24 protein-coding genes are annotated in these 25,144 nt (G+C 47.1%); 14 read left to right on the top strand and 10 right to left on the bottom strand.

What is annotated here, in order from left to right:
* Positions 1-5: 5 nt before the first annotated feature.
* Both UXZ23_RS08335 and UXZ23_RS08340 read right to left on the bottom strand, forming a co-directional pair.
* Positions 6-872 carry a hypothetical protein gene (locus UXZ23_RS08335; RefSeq protein WP_320820144.1) on the bottom strand — a complete coding sequence of 289 codons (867 nt, stop codon included), beginning with the start codon at positions 870-872 and terminating at the stop codon, positions 6-8.
* Positions 869-1,684, bottom strand: a complete 816-nt coding sequence (locus UXZ23_RS08340) for a hypothetical protein (RefSeq protein ID WP_320820145.1) — start codon at positions 1,682-1,684, stop codon at positions 869-871. Before UXZ23_RS08340 ends, UXZ23_RS08335 begins: the two co-directional genes overlap by 4 nt.
* A 446-nt stretch (positions 1,685-2,130) precedes the next feature.
* On the opposite strand from UXZ23_RS08340, the gene UXZ23_RS08345 reads away from it, so the two are divergent.
* Positions 2,131-2,712: a Fe-Mn family superoxide dismutase gene (locus tag UXZ23_RS08345; RefSeq protein WP_320820146.1), complete on the top strand. Its 582-nt coding sequence runs from the start codon at positions 2,131-2,133 to the stop codon at positions 2,710-2,712.
* Between the two features lie 69 nt (positions 2,713-2,781).
* Positions 2,782-3,390, top strand: coding sequence for a nucleoside triphosphate pyrophosphatase (locus UXZ23_RS08350; RefSeq protein WP_320820147.1), 609 nt, complete (start codon positions 2,782-2,784; stop codon positions 3,388-3,390).
* 36 nt (positions 3,391-3,426) lie between these two features.
* On the opposite strand, the gene gspD is transcribed toward UXZ23_RS08350, so the two are convergent.
* The 4 genes from gspD to UXZ23_RS08370 all read right to left on the bottom strand — a co-directional run bounded on the left by gspD (position 3,427) and on the right by UXZ23_RS08370 (position 7,518).
* The gene (gspD, locus tag UXZ23_RS08355) at positions 3,427-5,322 is read right to left on the bottom strand and encodes a type II secretion system secretin GspD (RefSeq protein WP_320820148.1); all 1,896 of its coding nucleotides are present in this window, start codon (positions 5,320-5,322) and stop codon (positions 3,427-3,429) included.
* 2 nt (positions 5,323-5,324) lie between these two features.
* Entirely contained in the window at positions 5,325-6,206 is an 882-nt protein-coding gene (locus tag UXZ23_RS08360; RefSeq protein WP_320820149.1) for a type II secretion system protein N, read from the bottom strand.
* Positions 6,207-6,240: 34 nt separating this feature from the next.
* Complete coding sequence (gspN, locus tag UXZ23_RS08365; protein WP_320820150.1) at positions 6,241-7,023, bottom strand: type II secretion system protein N; 783 nt, start codon at positions 7,021-7,023, stop codon at positions 6,241-6,243.
* A gap of 165 nt (positions 7,024-7,188) precedes the next feature.
* Positions 7,189-7,518, bottom strand: coding sequence for a GIY-YIG nuclease family protein (locus UXZ23_RS08370; RefSeq protein ID WP_320820151.1), 330 nt, complete (start codon positions 7,516-7,518; stop codon positions 7,189-7,191).
* Between the two features lie 140 nt (positions 7,519-7,658).
* Between UXZ23_RS08370 and trhA the strand changes: the two genes are divergently transcribed.
* Both trhA and arfB read left to right on the top strand, forming a co-directional pair.
* Positions 7,659-8,318, top strand: a complete 660-nt coding sequence (gene trhA, locus UXZ23_RS08375) for a PAQR family membrane homeostasis protein TrhA (RefSeq protein ID WP_320820152.1) — start codon at positions 7,659-7,661, stop codon at positions 8,316-8,318.
* A complete protein-coding gene (gene arfB, locus UXZ23_RS08380) occupies positions 8,318-8,746 on the top strand; it encodes an alternative ribosome rescue aminoacyl-tRNA hydrolase ArfB (RefSeq protein WP_320820153.1) in 429 nt (142 codons plus the stop codon). The genes trhA and arfB overlap by 1 nt, the downstream gene beginning before the upstream one ends.
* Here arfB and djlA read toward each other — a convergent pair.
* Genes djlA through UXZ23_RS08395 form a run of 3 tightly spaced genes read right to left on the bottom strand, consistent with a single transcriptional unit; the run spans position 8,743 to position 11,347 of the window.
* Positions 8,743-9,633, bottom strand: a complete 891-nt coding sequence (djlA, locus tag UXZ23_RS08385; protein WP_320820154.1) for a co-chaperone DjlA — start codon at positions 9,631-9,633, stop codon at positions 8,743-8,745. The genes arfB and djlA overlap by 4 nt on opposite strands.
* Complete coding sequence (gene murU / locus UXZ23_RS08390; protein WP_320820155.1) at positions 9,630-10,316, bottom strand: N-acetylmuramate alpha-1-phosphate uridylyltransferase MurU; 687 nt, start codon at positions 10,314-10,316, stop codon at positions 9,630-9,632. Before murU ends, djlA begins: the two co-directional genes overlap by 4 nt.
* Positions 10,313-11,347: an aminoglycoside phosphotransferase family protein gene (locus UXZ23_RS08395; RefSeq protein WP_320820156.1), complete on the bottom strand. Its 1,035-nt coding sequence runs from the start codon at positions 11,345-11,347 to the stop codon at positions 10,313-10,315. Before UXZ23_RS08395 ends, murU begins: the two co-directional genes overlap by 4 nt.
* Positions 11,348-11,456: 109 nt before the next feature.
* Here UXZ23_RS08395 and UXZ23_RS08400 point away from each other — a divergent pair, with 109 nt between their 5' ends.
* The 10 genes from UXZ23_RS08400 to UXZ23_RS08445 all read left to right on the top strand — a co-directional run bounded on the left by UXZ23_RS08400 (position 11,457) and on the right by UXZ23_RS08445 (position 23,824).
* Entirely contained in the window at positions 11,457-13,934 is a 2,478-nt protein-coding gene (locus UXZ23_RS08400) for an LPS-assembly protein LptD (RefSeq protein WP_320820157.1), read from the top strand.
* The gene (locus UXZ23_RS08405; protein ID WP_320820158.1) at positions 13,876-15,204 is read left to right on the top strand and encodes a peptidylprolyl isomerase; all 1,329 of its coding nucleotides are present in this window, start codon (positions 13,876-13,878) and stop codon (positions 15,202-15,204) included. The genes UXZ23_RS08400 and UXZ23_RS08405 overlap by 59 nt, the downstream gene beginning before the upstream one ends.
* Positions 15,201-16,184 carry a 4-hydroxythreonine-4-phosphate dehydrogenase PdxA gene (gene pdxA / locus UXZ23_RS08410; RefSeq protein ID WP_320820159.1) on the top strand — a complete coding sequence of 328 codons (984 nt, stop codon included), beginning with the start codon at positions 15,201-15,203 and terminating at the stop codon, positions 16,182-16,184. The genes UXZ23_RS08405 and pdxA overlap by 4 nt, the downstream gene beginning before the upstream one ends.
* A 72-nt stretch (positions 16,185-16,256) precedes the next feature.
* Complete coding sequence (rsmA, locus tag UXZ23_RS08415; protein WP_320820160.1) at positions 16,257-17,147, top strand: 16S rRNA (adenine(1518)-N(6)/adenine(1519)-N(6))-dimethyltransferase RsmA; 891 nt, start codon at positions 16,257-16,259, stop codon at positions 17,145-17,147.
* Positions 17,137-17,514, top strand: coding sequence for a Co2+/Mg2+ efflux protein ApaG (gene apaG / locus UXZ23_RS08420; protein ID WP_320820161.1), 378 nt, complete (start codon positions 17,137-17,139; stop codon positions 17,512-17,514). The genes rsmA and apaG overlap by 11 nt, the downstream gene beginning before the upstream one ends.
* Before the next feature lie 55 nt (positions 17,515-17,569).
* Positions 17,570-18,385 carry a symmetrical bis(5'-nucleosyl)-tetraphosphatase gene (locus tag UXZ23_RS08425; RefSeq protein WP_320820162.1) on the top strand — a complete coding sequence of 272 codons (816 nt, stop codon included), beginning with the start codon at positions 17,570-17,572 and terminating at the stop codon, positions 18,383-18,385.
* A gap of 64 nt (positions 18,386-18,449) precedes the next feature.
* On the top strand, positions 18,450-18,770 hold the full coding sequence (gene glpE / locus UXZ23_RS08430) for a thiosulfate sulfurtransferase GlpE (RefSeq protein ID WP_320820163.1): 321 nt from the start codon (positions 18,450-18,452) through the stop codon (positions 18,768-18,770).
* A 317-nt stretch (positions 18,771-19,087) separates the two neighbouring features.
* Positions 19,088-21,010 carry a PrkA family serine protein kinase gene (locus tag UXZ23_RS08435; protein WP_320820164.1) on the top strand — a complete coding sequence of 641 codons (1,923 nt, stop codon included), beginning with the start codon at positions 19,088-19,090 and terminating at the stop codon, positions 21,008-21,010.
* A gap of 31 nt (positions 21,011-21,041) precedes the next feature.
* The gene (locus UXZ23_RS08440; protein WP_320820165.1) at positions 21,042-22,322 is read left to right on the top strand and encodes a YeaH/YhbH family protein; all 1,281 of its coding nucleotides are present in this window, start codon (positions 21,042-21,044) and stop codon (positions 22,320-22,322) included.
* Entirely contained in the window at positions 22,319-23,824 is a 1,506-nt protein-coding gene (locus UXZ23_RS08445) for a SpoVR family protein (RefSeq protein ID WP_320820166.1), read from the top strand. The genes UXZ23_RS08440 and UXZ23_RS08445 overlap by 4 nt, the downstream gene beginning before the upstream one ends.
* Before the next feature lie 123 nt (positions 23,825-23,947).
* Here the strand turns inward: UXZ23_RS08445 and UXZ23_RS08450 are convergent, their stop codons facing one another.
* Positions 23,948-25,138 (bottom strand): flagellar assembly protein FlgT, encoded by a 1,191-nt coding sequence (locus UXZ23_RS08450; RefSeq protein WP_320820167.1) that lies wholly within the window; start codon positions 25,136-25,138, stop codon positions 23,948-23,950.
* Positions 25,139-25,144 lie beyond the last annotated feature (6 nt).

The following is a 25,144-nucleotide window of genomic DNA, read 5'->3' on the forward strand; positions in this document are numbered from 1 at the left end:
GCCGACTAGTCGGCCATTTTTTCGCGTAACGTTTGCCTAGCTTTATCACCTAACACCATTAACACTCGATCTCTGTTCCACAAAATACTGGCATCACCTAGGATTTTATCGCCAGCAATCATCATCTCACGATACAAATCATCGACGAGCTTTAGCGTATCTATTTTGTAACCCTGAGTATTATTCGAAAACTCTGTCTGAATCTTTTGGATAGCATCAATTAACTCGATTGATATGTCACAATCCTGCTCAATAAGTTGGCGCACAATCCATCCTGAAAATGCCAAACCAACACATACATCCTCCCAATAGCGAAATGGACGATTAATGTTAGCGTGCGCATCGATAAATATAACTGCTGCCTTGACGTCAACAGCCTCTAACGCAATAGCAGAATGAACAGCATCTGGCACAAATGGCTGTGATTTATCTGAGGGGATAATTCGAATACCGTCGCTGTTGGCATCGATCTTAAGAGCAACAATATCATCATCACGCTTGGCTAATATATACAGCCAGTCCATGCCTTGCCCCATCATCAGTGCATGTGACTTAACGCCTGATAGCCAACCGCGCTCTTGATCTAAACGAGTTTTCATCGACGATAGTGATTTCAATCCTTTCTCGGAAACGCAAAATGCGCCCCATTGTTCAGCCTCTAACGAGGCATCAACAAAACGAATCGCGGCTTGATAACCACAAAAGAAAGCTGTTGATGGCGTATCGCTGCGCAAGCCTGAAGAAAACGCAGCGCCGGCTGGACCAACACTGCGTAACAAACGTCCATAGGTTAGTCTGAGGGTAAAGGGTGATTTCTTTAGCGACAATTCCGGTTGCTTTAGAGTGACCATCCATCCCTCAGGCAAAATCATGGAGCCGTACCACCGAGAGCATTTTGAATACGATCGAGACGAATTTGAATATCTTCTATTTCAAGCTTCATCCCACCAATATCACCCGATGTTCCAGCTTTGCGCATTTTTTCTACCGTGGCATTCAAACTAGCCAATGTAGTTTCAACCGTTTGTACTGCTTCTTTATTTTGCGCAATCGCTAACTCGGCTTCGGCAGGCAATGAACTAGCGGCAATTTCAACACGATCAAGGCGTTGACGAACAGCAGCGATTGCGACGTTAGCATCCGCAATTGATTTCGCAGCAGCATCGACAGTTGTCTGCATTTGCGCCTGTGATTTCTTCAAACCATCAACACCTGAACGCGCAATCGATACGCTTTTAGTATTATCTTCAATCGCAGACTTATTACGTTTATTCGCAACATCCCACAATTTACGAATTTCTTGATCATGCTCACGTAATAACGATTTTAAAGCATCTACGGATAAATCAGCATTTTCACCGGTTACCGATAACTTCTCATTTAATGAGTCGATGTTAACAGCCTGGTCGCGAATAACGGCTTGCGCGCTCGTTAATGCCGCTTGAGTTTCTTGCAATTGAGTAAATAAGAAACCCGCCCCTGCAACTGCGACTAGACCTATGACCAAAGCTGCAATGCCCAGGGTTTGATTAGCTTTTGGCGCAGGAGCAACAACTGCTCGTTGCGGGTTAGCCGTTTGTGCAGCACGTTGCGCAGCTTGGCGACGGGCCTGCTGTTGACGCAATGCGCTATCATCAGCGGATGCCGTCATTTTAGGCGCCACTGGTGCTTGCTCTTTGTCCATTATCATTCCTCTACTTTGCAGCTAGTGCGATCGACTTAATCAAATCGCATTTTTATAAAAATATTCTGATTAAGTACTGCTTTTGTTTGTTTTTCAACTATATAGGTAATAAAGCTTAAGCAAGTTATACCTGCATTGACGCCATTGTTCAGCTCTTTTTCTGATAAACGGTGGCAGATTTAAGTTCATATGCATTAATCACAGAAACTAATGGCGTCCATCGCGGCCTTAGTAGCTTAAATGTTATGAATAACCCTATGCTTTACGTGAATAGCACGCGATAGCAACTGGGTGCTATTATTCACCATCCGTTTTATGGATCTGGCATTTGTGCTTTCAATTGCAATTTTGCCCTTGAAATCCACTAACCTGCCCCCATTTCTGAAGGATATGCACCCAAGAGTGCGACCAAGCAACCTGACTCAGCACTAGAATGGAGACACACCATGGCGTTTGAACTTCCTGCCCTACCGTACGAAAAAACTGCTCTAGAACCTCATATTTCTGCAGAAACTCTGGATTTTCATCACGGTAAGCATCACAACACTTACGTTCAAAAATTGAACGGATTAATCGGTGGTACTGAATTCGACGGTAAAACCCTAGAAGACATCATCAAGACTTCATCTGGTGGTGTTTTCAATAACGCTGCTCAGATCTGGAACCACACCTTTTACTGGAACAGCCTAAGCCCTAACGGCGGTGGCGAGCCAACTGGCGCAATTGCTGACGCAATCATTGCTGCATTTGGATCTTTTGCTGATTTCCAAGCTAAATTCAATGACAGCGCAGTGAACAACTTTGGTTCAAGCTGGACTTGGTTAGTTAAGAAAGCAGATGGTTCTTTAGACATCGTTAATACTTCAAACGCTGCAACACCGATCACTGAAGAAGGTGTTACGCCGTTATTGACCGTTGATTTATGGGAACACGCTTACTACATCGATTACCGCAACGTGCGTCCTGATTACCTGAAAGGTTTCTGGGCACTGGTTAACTGGGACTTCGCGAACGCTAACTTCGCTTAATAATTCCAGTTTGATAAAAAAGGGAAGCTCAGCTTCCCTTTTTTACATCCACATAAAAGACCCTCAAATATGAGCCCCCAGCCTTTTAAATTACTACTTGCCTCAAGCTCACCTTATCGCCGAGAACTCTTAAGTCGATTACGCATTCCCTTTGAATGCGCCTCACCAGATATTGACGAATCGCAGCAAGCAGACGAGACACCTGAGCAATACGTCGGTCGCTTAGCCTTAGAAAAAGCCCAAGCATTACGCCAACAATATCCTCATCATTGGATTATTGGCAGCGATCAGGCCTGCGTGCTAAATGGTGCAGCAGTCAGTAAACCGGGCAATCGAGAAACAGCTATTAGGCAGTTAAAACAAGCTTCAGGAAACAAAATTCGTTTTCATACAGGGTTAGCTCTATTCAACGCCAACACCGGAGAATCATGGAGTTTAGTCGAGCCCTTTGATGTTTGTTTTCGCCAGCTGAGTAGCGACGAAATTGAGCATTATGTAGATATAGAGAAGCCGTATGACTGCGCCGGTAGTTTTAAAGCAGAAGGATTAGGAATTGCGCTGTTTAATGCACTAGAAGGTCGCGATAGCAATGCCTTGATAGGGCTACCACTGATTGGTTTAGTCGATTTATTTCAACAAGCGGGAATAGATGTCCTGCAATTAGCGGTTGCTCAATAGCCTATTGAGCCCCCGCAACAGCATTCTTCGATTCGCTTACTTCTCGCGAATTGGCAATCCTTTAAATAGATTGTTAATTTCAGCATCGATACTATCAACGCCTAATTTTTCAGACACCGTAAACTCCCAAATACCGTTGAATTTATCTTGAGTTAATTCACGGGCACCAGTGGAGCTACTAACAATCGTTGGACGCAAGAACACCATTAAATTGCTTTTAACTGTGCTAGTCGATTTAGAGCGGAACAACCAGCCAATTAATGGAATATCGCCCAATAACGGCACCTTACTCACCACTTCTCTAACATCATCACGAATTAAACCACCTAGCACTATGGTTTCTTTATCCGCAGATAAAATCATTGTTTTAATCGAACGCTTGTTAGTGATCAAGTCGGCGCTACCATCAACACTCGTCTGAGCAACAGATTCTGCAGTGGCTTCGACTTCGAGACGAATCGCTTGACCATCATGAATATGTGGTTTCACTTTCAGCGTAATACCAACATCTTCACGAGTAATCGTAGTAAACGGATTGGCGTTACTACTTGATGCCGTTGAACCGGTACGAAAAGGAACGTTTTGACCAACAATAATTTCCGCTTCCTGGTTGTCCAACGTCATGATACTTGGCGTCGATAATAGATTGGTGGCGGTATTGCTTTGCAAAGCCTGAATCACCACACCAAAATCAACTTCGCCATTAATTTCACTATAGCCACCTAATGTTAAGCCACTACCGACCGCAGAACCTACGTCACCCGTCGCAATGCCCGTGGCAATAGACGATAACGATGGGCCAGCGTTACTGAAGTTAGTACCCGCAACAGGCGCATCTAAATTACCGGTAGCCCATTGCACACCCAAAGCAGCACTGTTGTCACCGGTAACTTCAACGATGGCAGACTCAATTAATACTTGCGCACGGCGCACATCCAACGATGACACCAGCTCTTGTATTTCTTTCATCAACGACGGCTCGGCACGTACAACCAAAGCATTCAAATCTTCATCCGCATGAATAGCCGCTTGCCCTTTCGCTTGATTTTCGTCTTTACCCGCAGACGTATCGGCCATTAAGGCTTTCAACATTTCTGCAAGCTTAGTAGCGTCTGCATAATGCAAACGAATCACTTGCGCACTGCCACTGAAATACGAAGGTTGATCAAGCTGCTCTATCAACTGACGAATACGTTCGCGCGCGGTTTTCTCACCTTTAATAATTAAACGATTACTACGTTCATCAGCAACAACACGAATGCTGCCCGAGGTGTTGTCTGTATTACTTGCATTGCCTTGAGAAACTTTCGCCGGATCTAAACTTTGTAGCATTGTCACGACGTTCCCAACCCAAGCTTCCTTAAGCTGAATGACTTCCAGCTCTTCGCTACCGGATTTATCCAAACGATCAATGATTTGTTCGATACGGCGAATGTTCACCGCGTGATCAGAAATAATTAAAGCATTGGATGATTTAACACCGGCTAAATGACCATACTTAGCCACTAACGGGCGTAGGATTGGAACCAGATCAAGCGCTGGCGTGTTCTTAATCATGATGACTTTGGTCAGTAACTCTTGGCTACCAATGCCGGCCTTTTCTTCTAAATCGCGGCCGTTTTGCTTCACATCGTTTTGTTGCACGACAAGGATCACTTCACCCGCAGGTACGGCTGCAAAGCCATGCAGTTGCAACACTGACAAAAACAGTTCATACACACCGTGACTGTTCATCGCTTCACTAGTGATAACGTTAACCTTGCCTTTTACCCGAGGATCTACCACAAAGCTTTTGCCGGTAATATCGGCAACTTGACTAATAAATGCGCCGATATCTGCATCCTTCAGATTAATCTGCCAACTTTCCTGCGCCTGAATCGGGCTTACTACACTAATCAGTAGCAATACCGCCAAAACCCATTGTTTCAACACACTTAATTCCTTAATCCAAAACTCTGATTGACCATAAAGCGACTATTTCCGCGCTGTACTTCTATTTGAGCCGAACCTTCACTCATTACTTGTTCCAGTAAGCTAGAGTCACTTGAAGCATCACCCAATTGCTGTCCATTCACTGACAGCACAATATCCCCAGGTTTAAGATCAACCTGCGTCAGTATCGATCCAGCAGTTACCTTATAACCACTACCCGATCCTTGTGACTCTAATCCTAAACCACTCAACATTTCTTCAGGATCTTGCTGCGCGGCTTCGCTTGCTACCATCATAAAATCCTGAGTACTGCGCACTCGACTAAAGCGTTCGCGTAACGATTTAGCACGATCGTCGATATCCGGCGGTTCATTGCGTTCTGGCACTTGACTGGCAACACCAATACCGGCACTTGATACTTCATCAAACTTCAATGTTTCGAGCTTTCCTGCCGTGTCTAAGATCACTTTGTTTTTATACACTGCGGCTAATCGCGTACGACCTTCCACCACATCACCGATACGATAAAAATCTCCGCCACTGCCTTTACGCGCAATGATCGCACTTGATTCCTCTTCTACCGAGGATTGAGTCGCGCCCAATAAGGACAGACGCAGCCGTGTATCAGGGGCATCGACAGTCTTAACTTCAACAACTTCAGCAACGCCCACCTCGCCAAACACATGGTAAGAACCAGCACCGGCACTGTCGAAACTCGCTCGATTCGATCCACCCTTAGCTGGAGCCTTTAGATACAGCGGCTCAGGGGCGATAATTAGCCACACCAAAAGCGCCATCAACCAGGCCAACAGAAGCGTTAATACGATCTTACCAAAGCGCACCGCTAAGCGCTGCCAAGGTTTTATATCTGCTGCTTGTTCCATCAAAGGAAACTACCCCAAAAACAAAGGACTCAGGTTATAGAATCTTATGGGACACTTCAAAAATAACCGTGTCCTCCGTCGCCTGTTTATCCGGCCATTGCTGACCAACCAAATCCACGGCGCGTTTACGCATTGATGCACCACCCCAGCCATCTGCCTGCAAGAACACGCGAGCAATATCTTTACCTTCTGGTGTTTTAACATTCATAACAGCGGTATCGCCTTCCATCGCCATTTCACCAATAAGCATAGGCAGAACAGCGTCGACCTGATTGCGCTGAACCGGAAATTGCACGTTACCACCACTGTAAATAAGACGCCCAGCCAAACTCAGAACTTGTTTGCTGACTAAATCAAACTCACCATTCAGTTGAGACAACTCGGCGTCACCCTTTACAGACACTCGCATGCTTTTCAGTGCCTTAGCCGCAACTTGGCTATCTAGGTAACCCGACACGTCAGTTAGTACGATAGAGGCGGGGGTCATCGTTGCCAGATCCAAAGCTACGGCCGCTTCACCATGCAAGCGCACGCGCTCGTTATCGACACTTAAGGTCAATTCAGGCTGAGCACTCAACAACGACAGTGGACTTAAACGCCAAGTGACTTGCACAGGACCAACCTCTGGCGCATCAGCGATCATACGTCCTTGCCAAAGTGTGCCCGTAGGATTCTGAATACGAATCGGCATGCGGCCTAATGCTGGTTCAGCATATTGCCAAATAAAATGGAGCGGTGTATTCACCACTAGAACAATAAGAAAGGTCAGGATGCCCAGCAACAAGTACCAGCGAGCAGCCCAGATGGATTGCAACATGTTTAATTAATGATTCCGTGTCGAAGACTGCGGCCCATTCTACGCATAAGGGCGGCAAAGTTTAATGGGTGATTGTGACAGTCATGTAAAATGACGTCATCCTGCTGATCGCGCCATTGCGTCAATACCAGCACAACTATTGTTCCTTAAGCTGGTTTTAGCAGCTCATGCCTCGCTCGCGTCAACAATTTCGGGCAAATTTCTTAAGCCGGAAATCAACTTTTCTTTTTCATTTCGCGACAAACGTTTTACCGCAAACTCACACTTCAAAGCAGCACTTCGACTACCAATATAGCGCTGAAACTCTAAGGTCAAAGGGCCACGTCCACGCAGTGATTTCGCGGCTTTTATCCCACTACTCGAATGTTCATGAAAACGCCGCTCGACGTCCGTCGTAACGCCACAGTATAAACTACCGGCGTCGGTACGAATCAAATACAGACTCCATCCTGCTAATCCAGTTCCATCGTCCTCTGTGTCGATTATTGACAACACACTCTTCGACTCCGCTACCACTTTTATCCTTGCCGTAACTCAGAAAAACCGTATCGTACCTAGAGTAACCTCGAAAGCCAGCACCGTTACACTTTTATGCAAAGGCTCTCTCACATTCTTTTACCCAATAAGATCTCACCATGCATTCAGTTTTTCGCGATCCCATCAGTGGCTTAACCCATTTAATCGGTGCACTTTTTGCTATTGTTGCCCTCTACATCCTGACTGTTCAGGCCGCTACATACGGTGGCATTTGGCACATGGTATCGTTCTCTATTTTTGGCGCGACGTTATTCTTAATGTTTGCCAGCAGCGCACTGTACCACCTATTACATGCACCCGATCACATCATCGTCTGGCTCAAACGCCTAGATCACATGGCTATATTTCTACTGATCGCAGGAAGCTATACCCCCTTCTGCCTCGTTCCGTTACATGGACCGGTTGGTTGGGGTTTGTTTTCTGCCGTTTGGGGGTTGGCTTTAGCCGGCGTATTCTTGAAACTATTTTGGTTAAGTGCACCGCGCTGGCTCTCTACAGTTGTGTATCTCTTAATGGGTTGGATCATAGTATTCGCTATTGAGCCAGCGACTGAGACTATTCCTGAAGGTGCTTTATGGTGGTTACTTTATGGCGGACTTGCATACACCTTAGGGGCGATTGTTTATGCCACTAAAAAGCCGGACCCTTGGCCGCGCTGGTTTGGCTTTCATGAAATTTGGCATCTGTTTGTGATGGCGGGCGCTTTTTGCCATTTTTGGGCAATCGCCTTCTACTTAGCGGAAGTAAAGGTAGCTTAATGGACACAATAACAACGGGCTTATTCATTGGCCGAGGCGTCACGATTCCTTGGAGCGAACTAGAAATACGTGCAGTGCGCGCTCAGGGCGCCGGCGGTCAAAATGTGAATAAAGTATCAAGCGCAATTCATTTACGTTTCTCGGTGCCGAATTCCTCAATTCCGTCGAGCTGGAAAGAACGCTTATTGGCAACGGCCGACCAACGCCTAACCCAAGATGGCGTGCTAATTATAAAAGCCCAACAATTTCGGACCCAAGAACAAAACCGCGAAGACGCTATTGCGCGCTTACGACAGGTACTACTGGCTGCGAGTACTGTGCCGAAAACACGAATGGCAACTCGCCCTACACTCGCATCGAAAAAGCGTCGAGTAGAAAGCAAAGTTAAGCGTGGTCAAATAAAGGCATTGCGAGGCAAGGTTGATTAGCCAGCAGCACTGGCGCGACGATGCTTGCGGATTTTGTCATACGCGGTTTGAATTTCCTGCGTCTTTTCTTTCGCCAAGCGCATCATAGATTCGGGTAAGCCCTTGGCAATTAGCTTGTCGGGATGATGTTCACTCATCAGCCGACGATATGCTTTCTTCAATTCAGCGTCGGCGACAGTGGGCTTCACTCCAAGAATGGCGTAAGCATCATTCAACTCAGATGTTTTGCTCGCACGAGGAGCCTGCTGACGGCCTCCAGCTCGCCCCTGCGATTGCTGACTGCGCGCACCAGCGCGAACTCGATTATGAATCCATTCAAACTGAAATGCGCCAACGCCCAAGGCTTTGCAAATTTGCGAGAATAATTGCTTCTCGTCACGACTCAACTGACCATCGGCGTAGGCAACGCTCAATTGAATCTCAACAAACATCTGAATGAGATCATCGCGATCACGGCAGGCTGAACTGAGCGATTTAAGATCAGGCGCTAAATCGTAATTCGTACCTTTACCTTCAGTGAATAGTCCAATGGCTTTTTGACGCTGATCTCCGGTTAACCCCATTTGATCCATGATGGCCGTTGCGGCGGCGATTTCTCGCTCACTTACACGACCATCGGCTTTGGCAATACAACCCATCACACGAAAAACAGTCGCGAAGTAGACTTCTTGCACACGAGTATTTTGCTTACTTGACCCTTTACTATCTTTGAATGGCCCTCGCTCCGGGTTTCCTTGCGTCCACTCAGATTCACGCTTACCCAGTAGATTCTTTGAAATTGTTTGATCAAATAAGTGCCCAGCAAAAGCACCGATCAATAAACCAAACGGGCCACCACTAAACAATCCAATCACAGCACCAGCAAGCTTGCCGAACCAAACGTTCATCGCGTCGCCTCAGCCAATAGAAGCTGCTCAAGATCGTATAAACGCTGTGGCGTCCCAACATCTACCCATCGAGCCTGCATATGTTCACCGCGAATTTGTTGGTGTGTCATTGCAGTACGCAACATTGGGGCCAATGGATGCGCGCCCGCTACAAAACCTTGCCAAAGCTCAGGGCGCAACAAACTCATGCCGCTGAAGGTGTATCCCGTCATCTCCGGTTGTGGCAATACTAAGCCATCATTAGCCAACGCAAAATCACCGTTCGGGTTGTGATCAGGGTTGTCCACCAGCCATAAAAAACCTAAATCATTAGTACCTAGCTGGATCGTAAGCGCTCGCTCATAACCCCAATCAGTCCAGACATCGCCATTAACTAACAAGAATGGCTCGTCGCCGAGTAAAGGTAACGCTTGATAGACACCACCTGCAGTTTCTAATGCTTCTACTTCTCCAGAATACTGAATTGAGCAACCGAAGTTAGATCCATTACCTAACGCCTGCTCTATTGTTTCGCCCAACCATGCATGATTAACCACAATATCGGTAATGCCTGCCGCGACGAGTTTTTCGATGTGATGCACAATGAGCGGTTTACCAGCTAGCGGCAACAAAGGTTTAGGGCACGTATCCGTCAAAGGCGCCATACGAGCACCCCTACCAGCCGCTAAAATCATGGCTTTCATGACTCGCGGTGTCCTAGCCCAAGGCGCTCTACCTCCGGCATAAACCGAATGAGCAGCCACTGATGAAATTGAGCCAACTGCGGATCGTGAGCGCTACCGTCGAGTAAGTATTGGCAAGTATTTGGAATACTGGCCAAGTAACCATCTTTTCCATCGCGCAGATTCAAACGCGCAAAAATACCCGCTGCTTTCAAATGCCGCTGTAAGCCCATCGCATCAAAGGCTTGGCGGAAGTCCGACCAATCGCTGTGCCAAATACCTAAACGCCGAGCGTGCTGCCAGTAGTAACTCGCCAGTTCATCAACCCATTCAGCAGGCCAACGCACATAACAATCGCGCAGCAAAGACACTAAGTCATAGGTCGCAGGCCCAGCAACAGCATCCTGAAAATCAATCACAGCGATGCGCTGATCGCCATCCAACATTAAATTTCGTGAATGATAATCACGATGCACTGTGACGACACGCTGGGCGAGGGCTAATCCTGCTAGATAAGAGAATGCGTCATCCAATAATTTTCTTTCTTCCGCAGTCAGCTCCATCGCCAATTGCTGATCACAGAGCCAGTCAGGAAATAACGCCATTTCCTGTAGCAATAAGGCATTGTCATAGGGCGGCAATTGCATGCAAGGTAAAGCCTGGATCCGCAACAACTCATCAATGGCTTGCTGATAATGGTGCAAAACAGAAGCACGACTAGCATATTCAGAATGAAGAATGGGCCATAATATTTGATCACCAAAGTCCTGTAGCAACATAAATCCTTGCACAAAATCGTGGGCAATCACCTTGGGAACATGAACGCCACGCTTGTACCAGTCTTCTGCAATGCGCACAAAACGTGGGTTATCTTCTTTATCGGCCGGTGCATCAACTGCAATCCAACTGTGATCCAGCCAACGCAACCGAAAGTAACGTCGAAAGCTGGCATCACCTGATACCATCTCTAATTCTGGTGGTATTTGAAAATCTGTTTGCTGGCGAATTATCGCCGTTGCCCAGTGCGCGAGTGCGTCCCGCCGCTGATCCATGCTGGCCTCTCAGTGTCAGTCGTTCTAGAATTGGGCGCTGCGCGCGCCACACCATGTTATTCGCGCTAAGATATCACACTTCATATTGGAATCACGCTTGCTGCCGCACATGATAAAAATACCCAAGTTACCGGCCTGCACTGATGTGCCGTCGACTATATCACCGCGCACTGGCGTTCGGCATTCACCGTTAGTGAAGCATCTGCGCGCAAGTGTTTATGGCATCGCCTTACTCCTATTGAGTCTGAATAGTGTCGCCGAACTCGGCTGGGTGCCGAAACAAGAACTCAGCGACGAAGAGCAAGCGACATTGCCTTCCTTCTGTCGCGGCATGTATCGCCCTGCCGATATAACGCCACTCGATAGCGATCGCATTGAGGCGGATGCCGATGCTTCAGAAATGCAAATTGGCGGATCCATGCACCTCGAAGGTGATGTCATATTTCGCCAGCAAGATAGAGTTTTAACCGCCGATCAAGCCGATTGGCAGCCGGATGAACGTCAGGCGCTGTTTACTGGCAACGTGACGTTAAACACCCCCGTGCTGTCCCTTAGCGGTGATGCTGCAACCTACCAAGAAGTTGATGGCCAAGTGGCATTAAATCGTGCGGCTTATTCCATTCCTGCACGCCATATGCGCGGCACTGCGGCAAGCATAGAAACACCATCAGATAATTTACTAGAACTTGAAGATGCCACAGTTACCTTTTGCGAACCTGGCCGCAATGATTGGGATCTTGCCGCGAGTGAATTAACGCTCGATCAAGAAAAAGGCTTTGGTACCGCTTGGCATACGCGCTTGCGAGTTCGCGAAGTGCCAATTCTTTACATCCCTTATTACCGCTTTCCAATTGATGATCGTCGCTTAACTGGGTTTTTAGATCCCAAATTTACCGTCAACGAACTCGGCCAAGCGGAAGATATTCAATTACCATTTTATTTGAACCTCGCTCCGAATCTCGACGCTACCATTACGCCTCATCATATTCTTGATCGCGGTGTGGTGTGGGAGAGCCAATTACGACATAAAACCGAATGGCTGGGTGACGGTGAGCTAAATTACGCTTACCTCAACAACGACGCTACTGAGCAAGATGAGCGCTGGTTAATCAACTACCAGCAAGCCGGACGCTGGACGCCAAATTTGCAGCATCGTTGGGTGTACAATCATGTCAGTGATAGCGATTACTTAAATGACATGAATCCAAGTGCTGCCGTTGATAGAACAACACACCTACCTCGTCGTGGTGAGATTCTTTTCGATCAAGGTAATTGGCATGCCGACGTCACCATTGAAAGCTTCCAAACAATCGATGACGACATCACGTTAACCAATCGTCCATATCGACGTTTGCCGCAATTTAATGGGAACTACAAGCCGCAAACAGTTAATGGGCTGCGTTTTACCCAAACCCTGCAAACCACGCGTTTTAACCGTGACAGCGAAGCCACCATCAATAATATTGATCAAACATTATCTGGGTTTAGCGCCGTCAATGGTGACCGTTTCGTATCGGATACTGGTGCATTTTATCCTATGGAATGGCCCTTTGGTTATCTAACGCCTGGGGCAGAGTATCGCTATCGTAGTTACAATTTGTACGATACCGATGCGACAGTACTAGCACTGGAAGGCTTTGACGAGAAACCCGCCTATGGCGTCGCCCGCTATAGCGTCGATGCCGGACTCTATTTCGATCGAGAATTTGATTGGTTTGGCGATGAATATCAACAAACATTAGAACCGCGCGTCTACTATGTACGTAGCCCTTATATAGACAATCAAAATCTTGTGCCTAATTTCGATACCAAGTTAACTACCGTGACATTCGCTAGCCTATTTACCGGTGACCGCTTTACCGGAGGCGACCGCTTAGCAGATCTCAATCAAATGAGCGTTGGCTTAACCAGCCGCTTTATTCGAGATGATGGTTTAGAGCAGCTACGCGCTAGCGTTGGCCGAATTTATTACCAACGAGATCGCGACGTGCAATTGACCGGAACCAACGTTGGGGAGTACGACCTACGCGCAACTTCCAGTACACTGGGCGAAGTTGAATGGAACCCAAATGAATCTTGGTCTGTCTTCTCTACGTTAGAGTGGGATTCTTACTACGATTATGCTCGGCAGCGCAAGTACGGTGCCCGCTACGAAAGCACCCATAATCGCATGCTAAACGTAAGTAGCACGCGCACTCAGAGTTATTCGACTAGCACGGAATCCGTATCCACCAGCACTCATCAGCTCGATGCAGGGGTATTTTGGGCGCTAAACGACCGCTGGGCTCTAGTCGCGCGACAATTACGTGATTTGCGCCAGTACGATGCAAGTGAAAAGAAACCTGTTAGTCCAGTATTAGAGTCGCTAGCGGGATTCGAATATCAAAGTTGTTGCTGGCGCGTGCAGGCGCTGTATCGCGAAAGTTCCAGCAACAATAGCTCTAATGTGGATTACACCACCGATAAAAATTACGGCTTCATGCTTAGCTTCCAATTAAAAGGGCTAGGCAATTTTGGCAGCGGTACTGATGAACTTATCAGCGACGGCATCAATGGATACTCAAGACGGCAATATCATGACTTTTAAACAATTTATCGCCTGTGCCACCTTTGCGCTCAGTGCTATCACGGTACAAGCAGCACCGGTATTGATCGACCATGTAATCGCCATCGTTGACGACGACGTATTGATGGAAAGCGAGCTGCAAAAACGCCTGAATACCGTGCGAGTTCAGAATCGTGGGAGTGAATTACCCAGCCAAGATGTGCTGCGCGAACAGGTATTAGAACGCATGATCTCAGAGAGCATTCAAGTACAGATGGCTGACCGTTCTGGGATTCGCGTCACCGACAGCCAGCTCAACGATGCTATGCTGCGCATCGCCGAACAAAACAACATGAGCTTGCAACAGTTTGAACAAGCCATGAAAGATGAAGGTGTATCTTTCGTTGATGCTCGCGAGCAAATTCGTAATGAAATGCGCATTAGCCGTGTACAACAGTTCCAAGTTGGCGAGCGTATTCAGATCACCGACCAAGATATTGATTACTTTCTCGCGTCCGATATTGGCCGCATGGCTTCGGCGGAAGAGTATCACCTACGCCATATTTTGATTGAAGTACCCTCAAGCGCAAGTCCTGAAGCCTACCGAGCAGCCAATGACAAAGCTGATGACATCGTCAAGCGCCTTCGTGCCGGAGCCAATTTTGCCAGCACAGCCATGGCAGAATCGAGCGGTCGCACCGCTCTTAACGGTGGTGATATGGGCTGGCGCAAAGAAGCGCAACTACCGAGCCTGTTTGCTGGTATTGCCCCTAAGCTAGCGGTCGGTGAAGTATCAGATCCCATCAGCAGCGCCAGCGGATTCCACATTATCAAGCTGGAAGAAAAACGCGGCGGCAGCACTAAAATGATCGATCAAACCAATGTCCGTCATATTCTAATCCAAACCAACGAAGTGCGTGATGATGCGCAGGCTGAAGAACTCATTCAGCAATTGTACGAGCGCTTGCAAGCAGGCGAAGACTTTGCCGCACTAGCACGTGAATTCAGCGATGATCCAGGGAGCGGTACCAGTGGTGGCGATCTAGGATGGGTCAATCCTGGCGATATGGTGCCTGCGTTTGACGCCACCATGGAAAATACGGCCACTAACGAAATCAGCGCACCGTTTAAAAGCCGCTTCGGTTGGCATATTTTAGAAATCCAGGGTCGTAAGAAAACAGACGTTGGCGAAGAACTGCAACGCAACCAAATTCGCCAAATGTTGTACGGACGCCGCTTTGATGAAGAACTGCCGATCTGGTTGCGTAAAGTACGCTCCGAAGCGTATGTGGATATCAAGGAAGCTCAATGACACTACGTTTAGCCATTACCGCCGGTGAACCGGCGGGCATAGGCCCAGATTTATGCATTCAAATTGCGCAACAAGCGCAAGAGCACGAGCTGGTTGTGATCGCGAATGCCGACATGCTGCAGCAACGTGCCGCAGAACTGGGGTTACCGCTGACACTGCAAGCATTTGATCCAGATCGCCCCATCAGTGCGAGTGGAAACGGAACGCTGACTATCTACCCTGTTGCTCTGCGCACACCGGTTATTGCTGGTCAACTGGATGCCCGTAATAGTGATTACGTGCTAGAAACCCTGCGCCTTGCGGCTGCCGGTTGCTTAGATGGTCGCTGGCAGGGAATCGTGACAGCCCCTGTACATAAAGGCATTATCAATGAAGCAGGAATAGCCTTTAGCGGCCATACCGAATACTTCCGCGACTACTGCGACGTTGAAGAAGTTGTGATGATGTTAGCAACCACCGATTTACGCGTTGCCTTAGTCACCACACATCTGCCCTTGCGAGCCGTGGCTGATGCTATTACGCCTGATCGGATTTCACGCGTAGCGCGCATTTTGAATCACGATTTAAAGCAATATTTCGGTATCACGAATCCGCGGATCTTAGTCGCAGGACTCAATCCTCATGCGGGTGAAGATGGCCACCTAGGGCGTGAAGAATTGGATATTATCAATCCAACCTTAGCGCAGCTAAGAGCGGAAGGCATCGACTTGATCGGTCCCCTACCGGCCGATACATTATTCACCCCTAAGCATTTACAACACGCCGATGCGGCCTTAGCCATGTACCATGACCAAGGTTTACCGGTTCTTAAATTTCATGGATTTGGCCGTGCTGCCAACATTACGCTGGGTTTACCGTTAGTGCGCACCTCGGTCGACCATGGCACCGCATTGGATTTAGCCGCCACCGGCAAGGCCGATGCTGGCAGTTTGAACACCGCGATTGCGGTTGCTGCTCATATGGCAAGCAACCGCACATAAACCGTATTTATTTTTATTCCGCAGTGACCGCTAATAGATAAACAAGCGTGTCCTGCCGACACAGGCAATAGCATGAGCAAGCAACCCCAGAAGGCCCAAGGCCACCGCGCACGTAAGCGCTTTGGTCAAAACTTTTTGCACGATCACCATGTCATCGACAAGATTGTGCGTGCCATTCACCCGAAGGCAACCGATGCGCTGGTTGAAATCGGCCCGGGCATGGGCGCTCTGACAGAACCTCTATTAGAAGCCTGTGGCAAGCTGGATGTGGTCGAGCTTGACCGTGATCTCATCCCAATTTTGCGCACCAAGTTTTTTAACTACCCGGATTTCCGTATCCATGAAGGTGACGCGCTAAAGTTCGACTTCGGCACTATTTTACAGCCGGGTCAGCAGCTGCGCATTGTCGGCAACCTGCCTTACAATATTTCAACGCCGCTTATCTTCCATTTTCTAGCCCATCACCACATGGTGTTAGACATGCACTTTATGTTGCAGAAAGAAGTGGTTGAGCGACTAGCTGCAGGCCCAGGCACCGGTGACTATGGCCGCCTGAGCATCATGGCGCAGTACTTTTGTAAAGTAGAACCGCTATTTGTTGTCGGCCCAGGATCATTTAATCCACCACCTAAAGTTGACTCTGCGATTGTGCGCTTAGTCCCTTACGATGTATTGCCGTATCCAGCAAAAGATCACAAAACGCTTGAACATGTGGTGCGTGAAGCCTTTAGCATGCGCCGTAAAACACTGCGCAACACCCTCAAACGCTTAATTGATGCTAAGGCATTAGAAGCCATCGGGATTGATGTGACATTACGCCCCGAGCGTCTAACACTAGCAGAATACGTGCGTATCTCTGATGCAGTGTTTGACTTAAAAAGTGCCGAAGCGGATAACGCAGACAATGATATTGAACATAGCGATGCACTGAACAGTGATCCGGAGTCGCAGGATGAATATTGAAGACAGCATTGAAGTCAGCGTAAATACCGAATATCTGGCTGAGCAATCTATCCCCGAAGAAGACCGCTTTGTGTTTGCCTACCACATTCGCATACGCAATAGCGGCGACAACGGTGCGACATTGCGCAGCCGTCACTGGTTTATTGCCGACGGCAATGCCGATGTGCAAGAAGTACAAGGCGAAGGCGTTGTCGGTGAACAACCGACCATAGAACCGGGGGAAACCTACCGTTACTCATCTGGTTCAGTGTTGCGCACCAAAGTAGGAAGCATGCGCGGCTACTATGTCATGCAAGCGGACGATGGCACCCTATTTCACGCCACCATCCCAGTTTTTACTTTATCAGCACCGAACGCATTGAATTGATACTGCCAATATTCGCACGAATTTAACGCAGTCTGTTTCACCACGGAGCACACGCATGGCCACCTACGCAATCGGTGATGTCCAAGGCTGCTACGAACCGCTACAACGTTTGTTAGCACACATTAACTTTGATCCCCAGCAAGACCAGCTCTGGTTTGCTGGGGACTTGGTCAATCGTGGCCCACAGTCACTGGAAGTTCTGCGTTTTATTAAGAACTTAGGGGATAGCGCTATTAGCGTACTGGGTAATCACGACTTGCATCTATTAGCCATGCACTATGCCAAGCTCAATAGCCGTAAAAGCGATACGTTGAAAGCCATATTCGCGGCTTCAGATCGCGATGAATTACTCGATTGGTTGCGGCATCAGCCGCTACTGCATCTCGATCAAGCACAGAATTGGTGCATGACCCATGCAGGTCTGCCTCCAAAATGGTCGGCAACCACCGCACAAAAGTTGGCGCACGAAGTAGAAGCAGTACTAACGTCCTTCGACTGCACACCATTCTTCGAAAACATGTACGGCAACAAACCCAATCGCTGGTCGGACGATCTCACAGGTTTTGATCGTTTACGGACGATCGTCAACAGCCTGACGCGCATGCGCTTTGTTGATGACGAAGGTACGCTAGACCTAACCAGCAAGGAAGGTTTAGACACCGCACCTACGGGCTTTAAACCTTGGTTTGAAGTAACGCCCCGCCAAGCATCAGCCACGCGTTTGTTATTTGGCCACTGGGCAGCGTTAAACGGTCAGGCTAACGCAGGGAATGTCTTTGCACTGGATACCGGTTGCGTCTGGGGTGGTGCGTTAACGGCCTTACGACTAGAAGACCAACAGCGCTTTAGTGTTGCTGCTACCCCTGCATAAAATTCAGTATACTCGGACCCAATAACCCCAAAATTCTGATCCTATTCAGCACAAAGGTACCCACATGAGCGGATTTAAACGTATTTCCCCAGCCGATGCCAAAGCGATATTAGAGCAAGGTAAGGCTAAGGTTGCCGATATTCGTGATGCGATGAGCTTTCAAGCTGGGCACATTCGCGACGCCGTGCGCGTTGATAACGACAATCTCCCAGAATTTATGGCCACCGCAGGTAAAGAGTTGCCGCTACTGGTTTGCTGTTATCACGGCAACTCGAGTCAAGGCGCAGCCCAGTTCTTTAGTGAGCAGGGTTATAGCGACGTTTATAGCATCGATGGTGGCTACGAAATGTGGAAAATGGTTGCCCCTGACTGGTGTAACCGTTAAGCGTTCTATCTGTTTACAGCGGTAGCATCTCTGCTATCGCTCCTATCTTTGTTTGTCTATATTCGCATTCTCCTCCCCGCGTTTGTCTAACACCAATTCGACGCACAAAAACTTAACCGTGCATTGATCACATTCGAACACATCCATAGGTGCATCCCGGCACGGTGAATGCATACTAAAAATAAGGTGTCAGAAAAAGTTAAATTATCTGGCAGATCACAACCAACATAGACCATACTGGTTTTAAGAATAAGATTTCACTAACGGATTTATATGTAATTTAGACAACACGTTTTTAGACGAACAAGGGGTGCACCATGAGCGTATTCAGTCGTTATCAAGACAGATATCGTGATACTCAAGAAGAGGTCATGAGTCTGCAAGACTACCTCGAACTTTGTAAGCAAGATCCCAACGTATACGCCTCTGCTGCGGAACGTATGCTGACTGCCATTGGCAAGCCAGAATTTATCGATACCTCCAAAGACCTGCGCTACAGCCGCATTTTTTCCAATAAAGTTATCAAACGTTATCCTGCCTTTTCTGAATTTTACGGTATGGAAGATGCGGTAGAAAATATCGTGTCATATTTCCGTCACGCTGCCCAAGGCTTAGAAGAACGTAAACAAATTCTCTATTTACTGGGCCCTGTAGGTGGCGGTAAATCATCGTTAGCTGAACGCTTAAAAGCACTTATTCAAAACGTACCTTTTTATGCCATCAAAGGTTCACCGGTATTTGAATCCCCTTTAGGATTATTCGACGCTGAAGAAGATGGTGCTATTTTAGAAGAAGATTACGGCATCCAACGACGCTACCTTGGTCGCATCATGTCACCTTGGGCGGTAAAGCGTCTGCATGAACTCGGTGGTGACATCAGTAAATTTGAAGTCGTTAAACTCTACCCATCAATTCTCGATCAGGTCGGTGTTGCGAAAACAGAACCCGGCGATGAAAACAACCAAGATATTTCCGCCTTAGTCGGTAAAGTAGACATTCGTAAACTGGAAGATTTCTCCCAAGATGATCCAGATGCGTATTCCTATTCAGGTTCTCTCTGTCGTGCCAACCAAGGTTTGATGGAATTCGTAGAAATGTTTAAAGCACCAATTAAAGTGCTGCATCCACTATTAACCGCTACTCAAGAAGGTAACTATAACGGTACTGAAGGTACTGGCGCTATGCCGTTTGAAGGTATTATTTTAGCTCACTCAAACGAATCCGAATGGCAGGCATTCCGCAACAATAAAAACAACGAGGCCTTCCTCGACCGTGTTTATATTGTCAAGGTACCATACTGCATTCGTGTCGATGAAGAGGTGAAGATTTACGAGAAATTGTTATCAACCAGTTCTTTATCAACCGCTCATTGCGCTCCTGATACGCTCAGTATGCTCGCGAAGTTCACCGTACTATCACGTCTAAAAGTACCTGAGAACTCCAGTGTTTACTCAAAAATGCGGATTTACAACGGTGAGAATTTAAAAGATACCGATCCTAAAGCTAAATCGATGCAAGAATACCGTGATTCAGCAGGTGTCGACGAAGGCATGAACGGTATTTCTACCCGTTTCGCCTTTAAAATTCTGTCTAAAGTATTTAACTTCGATGCCACGGAAATAGCCGCCAACCCTGTACATTTAATGTATGTACTCGAACAAGCGATTGAACAAGAGCAATACCCTGAAGAAGTTCACAATCGATACCTCAACTATTTAAAAGAATACCTAGCGACTGAGTATGTCGACTTTATCGGTAAAGAAATCCAGACCGCCTATCTCGAATCTTACTCTGAATATGGTCAGAATATTTTTGATCGCTATATCACCTATGCAGACTTCTGGATTCAGGATCAAGAATACCGTGACCCTGAAACCGGCGAAATGCTCGACCGTGTTGCGATTAACGAAGAGCTAGAAAAAATTGAAAAATCCGCTGGCATCAGCAATCCAAAAGATTTCCGTAACGAAATCGTGAATTTTGTATTGCGTGCACGTGCAAATAACAACGGCAATAACCCGTCATGGCAGTCGTACGAAAAAATGCGCGCCGTGATCGAGAAGAAAATGTTCTCGAATACCGAAGATTTACTCCCAGTTATTTCCTTCTCGGCTAAATCGTCTAACGATGATCAAAGAAAACATGATGACTTTGTCGCCCGTATGACAGAACGAGGCTACACGGAGAAACAAGTAAGACTGCTGTCCGAATGGTATCTGCGCGTCCGTAAGTCGCAGTAAAAAGCCAATACTGGCGCCTAAGGGGAATTGCATGTCCTATGTTATTGACCGTCGTTTGAACGGCAAGAATAAAAGCACAGTAAACCGGCAGCGCTTTCTTAAGCGCTACCAGCAGCACATAAAAGAGGCAGTGTCGGATGCTGTTAATCGCCGCTCCATCACTGACATGGAACGCGGCGAGCAAATTAGTATTCCAACGCGTAATACCCATGAACCCGTTATATCGCACGGTAAAGGGGGCAAGCAGCACCGCGTGTATCCAGGTAATAAGCAATTTGGTACCGGCGACGAGTTAGAAAAACCCAAACAAGGTGGTGGCGGCGCTGGCAGTGGCAATGCCAGCAACTCAGGTGAAGGCGAAGAAGACTTCACTTTCTTTATCACTAAAGAGGAGTTTTTAAACTATTTATTCGACGATTTAGCCTTGCCGAATATGGTGAAAAAAACGTTAGCAAAAACCAAAGAATTCAAAACTCGTCGCGCAGGTTTTGTGTCTGAAGGTACACCAAATAATTTGTCGGTTGTGCGTTCAATGCGTAATGCCCATGCACGTCGTATCGGCATGGGCTCTGGTAAACGGCGTAAGCTAAAAGAACTGCAACAACTATTGCTTGATACCGAAGCGCAAACTCCAGCTGACGAAGTCATGCTGAACAGCTTAAAAGAACAAATCGCCGATGTAGAACGACGTTTAAAACTCATCCCCTTTATCGACGACATTGATCTGCGTTATCGCAACAAAGTAAAAGTGCCGACGCCATCCAGCAAAGCCGTGATGTTTTGTATTATGGATGTGTCAGGCTCCATGACTCAGGATGTGAAAGATATCGCTAAACGCTTTTATATTTTGCTGTATCTCTTCTTACAAAAAACCTACGAACACATTGAGATAGTATTCATTCGCCACCACACCAGCGCGAAAGAAGTAACCGAAGAAGAGTTTTTCTATTCTCGTGAAACTGGCGGCACCATAGTATCCAGCGCGTTAAATCTAATGAGCCAAATCATTGAGGATCGCTACAACTCAGAAGAATGGAATATCTATGCAGCCCAAGCGTCAGATGGCGACAACTGGGACGATGACTCACCGGTATGCTCACGTATATTGGCAGAAAAATTATTACCAGCGGTACAATACTTTGCTTACATAGAGATCACCCCGAATCAGCATCAAGCGCTGTGGACGGCGTATCAAAATTTAAGTCGAGCTTTTGCTAACCAATTTGCTCTTGCGCAAATACGCGGCCCCGAGGATATTTTTCCGGTATTCCGCGAACTATTCGCCAAAGATCGGGTTAAGGAGGCGATATGAGCAACTATATCTCGACGGATTCTGATTGGACTTTTGAATTATTAGAGGAGTACGACCGCGAAATAGCCCGGGTTGCTGCTATTTATAAGCTGGATACGTATCCGAACCAGATTGAAGTTATTAGCGCAGAGCAAATGATGGATGCCTACTCTTCAGTGGGCATGCCGATTGGCTACAACCACTGGTCGTACGGCAAACAATTTTTATCTACGCAAAAAAGCTATAAGCGCGGACAGATGGGGCTGGCCTACGAAATTGTCATTAACTCTAACCCCTGCATAGCCTACTTAATGGAAGAGAATACTCTTCCGATGCAAGCATTGGTCATTGCTCACGCTTGCTACGGCCATAATTCTTTTTTCAAAAACAACTATTTATTCCGTACTTGGACCGACGCTGGATCAATTATTGATTACTTAGTATTTGCCAAAAATTATGTACGTAAGTGCGAAGAACGCCACGGCCAAGAAGAAGTGGAACGCGTATTAGATGCTTGCCATGCTCTACAAAACTACGGCGTCGATCGCTATCGCAGACCGTCACCCATATCCGCAGCAGAAGAACGCGTACGCCAGCAAGAGCGAGAAGAAATTCGCCAGCAACAATTAAATGATTTATGGCGCACTATTCCATTAAAGAAAAAAGATGATGCCCCACGTAAACGCCGTCAGTATCCATCAGAACCACAAGAAAACTTACTCTATTTCCTAGAGAAAAATGCGCCTTTGCTAGAACCTTGGCAACGTGAGCTGATTCGTATTGTACGTAAAGTATCTCAGTACTTTTATCCTCAGCGCCAAACTCAGGTCATGAACGAAGGCTGGGCAACTTTTTGGCATTACACCATTCTTAACCACCTGTACGATGAAGGTAAGGTCAACGAAGGCTTTATGATGGAGTTTTTAACTTCTCATACTAATGTGGTGTTCCAACCTGGATTCGACTCTCCTTATTTCAACGGCATTAATCCCTACGCTTTAGGGTTTAATATGTTTTGCGACATTAAGCGGATTTGTGAAAATCCAACGGACGAAGATCGCGAGTGGTTCCCCGACATAGCAGGAAAAGACTGGTTAGAAACTGTCCATTTTGCGATGAAGAACTTTAAAGACGAAAGCTTTATTCAACAGTTTTTATCGCCTCACCTAATGCGTGAATTCCACTTATTTAGCATTTACGATGATGAAGAAGCACCAACCTATAAAGTAGGCGCTATCCACAACGAAAATGGTTATCGTAAGCTACGTGAAACCTTAGCGCGGCAATACGATTTATCCATGCGTGAACCTAACATTCAAATTGTATCGGTGGATATTGAAGGTGATCGTTCAATGACGCTGCGTCACACACGTCAAAATAGTACGCCGTTATCAGGCGATACCTATGAGGTACTGAAGCATCTGCATAGCTTATGGGGATTCGATATTCATTTAGAATCTTGGGATAACGACAAGAAAATAAGTCGAATGAGCTGCCCGTCTATTACCTTGGATGATTTATAGCAAGACGATACAAACAAGCTAGAAATGATGCAAACAAGCTAGGAACGAAATTTCACAGCAGCAGTATTAAACAGCAATAAAAAGCCGCCAACTTAGGCGGCTTTTTTATTATGACCTTTTTAATTACCAAGCTATAACCATGTCATCACGCTGAATCGACATATGCTCTGCTGACGATGCCATATCGGCAATAATAAACTGAGGCTGTACTTGCTTAACCGTTACCACGGTAGCCATGTCAGTTAATTCAGTACGTGGTTCTAGATCAAGATTATAAAATGTACCGGTACGATACACCTGAAACTTATCACCAGGACGAATACCCGCTCCAGCGCTTGCTTCAATGTGCAACCGGTTGCCACGCGCTTTTACAATACGAGCCATAAAAGGCTGACAACGCAAGACTTCACCGACATCATCCGCAACGGTCGTTAATACATCTTTAACTTGATCACCGTAATTTGTTAGCCAAAATGATGGAGTTGCAAAACCGACATCGGCATCAGCTCGCTCGCCCCAACCTCCTTGAGTGTGGTAACTACGTTGAAATAACATGGCCCCACTTAATCCATCGTGCACAAATACATCAACAACAAATTGACGTTGGCGATCTTTGTGGCCAAAGCCAACGCTGTCTAATAGTGAAAATCCTCTTTTTTGCTGCTCTGGTTCAAAATCCAGATCACGGACAACACCAGATACTACATATTGCGCGCCCAGCTGAGTCGCTAACGCAACCGAGGTGGTCAATCTTTGCTGCGCTGTCTCAGTCGACGGAGCACTACGAGGATCTTGATACAAACTGATTCGCGAGGCATCCATCACATGCACATTGCCACGCCCATTAAGTGTATTGACCAGCACTCTGGGGAGCGCCTGTTCAACATTTTCTAAGCGCCCATAGGTTGCTTGTTGCGGTTGCGCCAATCCGAAACCAGCAACAGCAATGGCCTTGCGGTAACGTTGAGATGAACCTGGGCACATAGCTTGGCTGCTGACTTCCGCACGAATAGCGACTTGATAAACACCATCATGGCTGTCTTCCCACAAGACTTCCACATCATGCACTTGAGCATTACTTTGCACACGTACTTCATCCTGTTCGATAACGCCGTGCTCCATTAATTGGGTGCTGCTAATTTGCGCACCACCGCGCAATGTCGCCTGTTGCAGAGCGTCTTTCAATGCCTGCTCGCGAGCATAAGATACCGCTCCAGTCAGAGCCGCCTCGCCCACCACCTCAACCGTTAACGCCTGTGCAGGCGCCGACAACGACACGAGAGCCATCAAACTCACAAACAAGAAAGTACGCATAGCTAA

The sequence above is a fragment of the Thalassolituus sp. genome (assembly GCF_034111725.1).
Lineage (GTDB): Bacteria > Pseudomonadota > Gammaproteobacteria > Pseudomonadales > Oceanobacteraceae > Thalassolituus.

Coding starts and splice junctions, on each gene's coding strand:
- UXZ23_RS08335 (WP_320820144.1), bottom strand. CDS start 872: ATGATTTTGCCTGAGGGATGGATGGTCACTCTAAAGCAACCGGAATTG.
- UXZ23_RS08400 (WP_320820157.1), top strand. CDS start 11,457: ATGATAAAAATACCCAAGTTACCGGCCTGCACTGATGTGCCGTCGACT.
- UXZ23_RS08345 (WP_320820146.1), top strand. CDS start 2,131: ATGGCGTTTGAACTTCCTGCCCTACCGTACGAAAAAACTGCTCTAGAA.
- UXZ23_RS08360 (WP_320820149.1), bottom strand. CDS start 6,206: ATGGAACAAGCAGCAGATATAAAACCTTGGCAGCGCTTAGCGGTGCGC.
- murU (WP_320820155.1), bottom strand. CDS start 10,316: ATGAAAGCCATGATTTTAGCGGCTGGTAGGGGTGCTCGTATGGCGCCT.
- arfB (WP_320820153.1), top strand. CDS start 8,318: ATGGACACAATAACAACGGGCTTATTCATTGGCCGAGGCGTCACGATT.
- UXZ23_RS08425 (WP_320820162.1), top strand. CDS start 17,570: ATGGCCACCTACGCAATCGGTGATGTCCAAGGCTGCTACGAACCGCTA.
- UXZ23_RS08435 (WP_320820164.1), top strand. CDS start 19,088: ATGAGCGTATTCAGTCGTTATCAAGACAGATATCGTGATACTCAAGAA.
- apaG (WP_320820161.1), top strand. CDS start 17,137: ATGAATATTGAAGACAGCATTGAAGTCAGCGTAAATACCGAATATCTG.
- UXZ23_RS08405 (WP_320820158.1), top strand. CDS start 13,876: ATGAACTTATCAGCGACGGCATCAATGGATACTCAAGACGGCAATATC.
- rsmA (WP_320820160.1), top strand. CDS start 16,257: ATGAGCAAGCAACCCCAGAAGGCCCAAGGCCACCGCGCACGTAAGCGC.
- UXZ23_RS08450 (WP_320820167.1), bottom strand. CDS start 25,138: ATGCGTACTTTCTTGTTTGTGAGTTTGATGGCTCTCGTGTCGTTGTCG.
- trhA (WP_320820152.1), top strand. CDS start 7,659: ATGCATTCAGTTTTTCGCGATCCCATCAGTGGCTTAACCCATTTAATC.
- pdxA (WP_320820159.1), top strand. CDS start 15,201: ATGACACTACGTTTAGCCATTACCGCCGGTGAACCGGCGGGCATAGGC.
- djlA (WP_320820154.1), bottom strand. CDS start 9,633: ATGAACGTTTGGTTCGGCAAGCTTGCTGGTGCTGTGATTGGATTGTTT.
- UXZ23_RS08395 (WP_320820156.1), bottom strand. CDS start 11,347: ATGGATCAGCGGCGGGACGCACTCGCGCACTGGGCAACGGCGATAATT.
- UXZ23_RS08350 (WP_320820147.1), top strand. CDS start 2,782: ATGAGCCCCCAGCCTTTTAAATTACTACTTGCCTCAAGCTCACCTTAT.
- UXZ23_RS08340 (WP_320820145.1), bottom strand. CDS start 1,684: ATGGACAAAGAGCAAGCACCAGTGGCGCCTAAAATGACGGCATCCGCT.
- glpE (WP_320820163.1), top strand. CDS start 18,450: ATGAGCGGATTTAAACGTATTTCCCCAGCCGATGCCAAAGCGATATTA.
- gspN (WP_320820150.1), bottom strand. CDS start 7,023: ATGTTGCAATCCATCTGGGCTGCTCGCTGGTACTTGTTGCTGGGCATC.
- UXZ23_RS08440 (WP_320820165.1), top strand. CDS start 21,042: ATGTCCTATGTTATTGACCGTCGTTTGAACGGCAAGAATAAAAGCACA.
- UXZ23_RS08445 (WP_320820166.1), top strand. CDS start 22,319: ATGAGCAACTATATCTCGACGGATTCTGATTGGACTTTTGAATTATTA.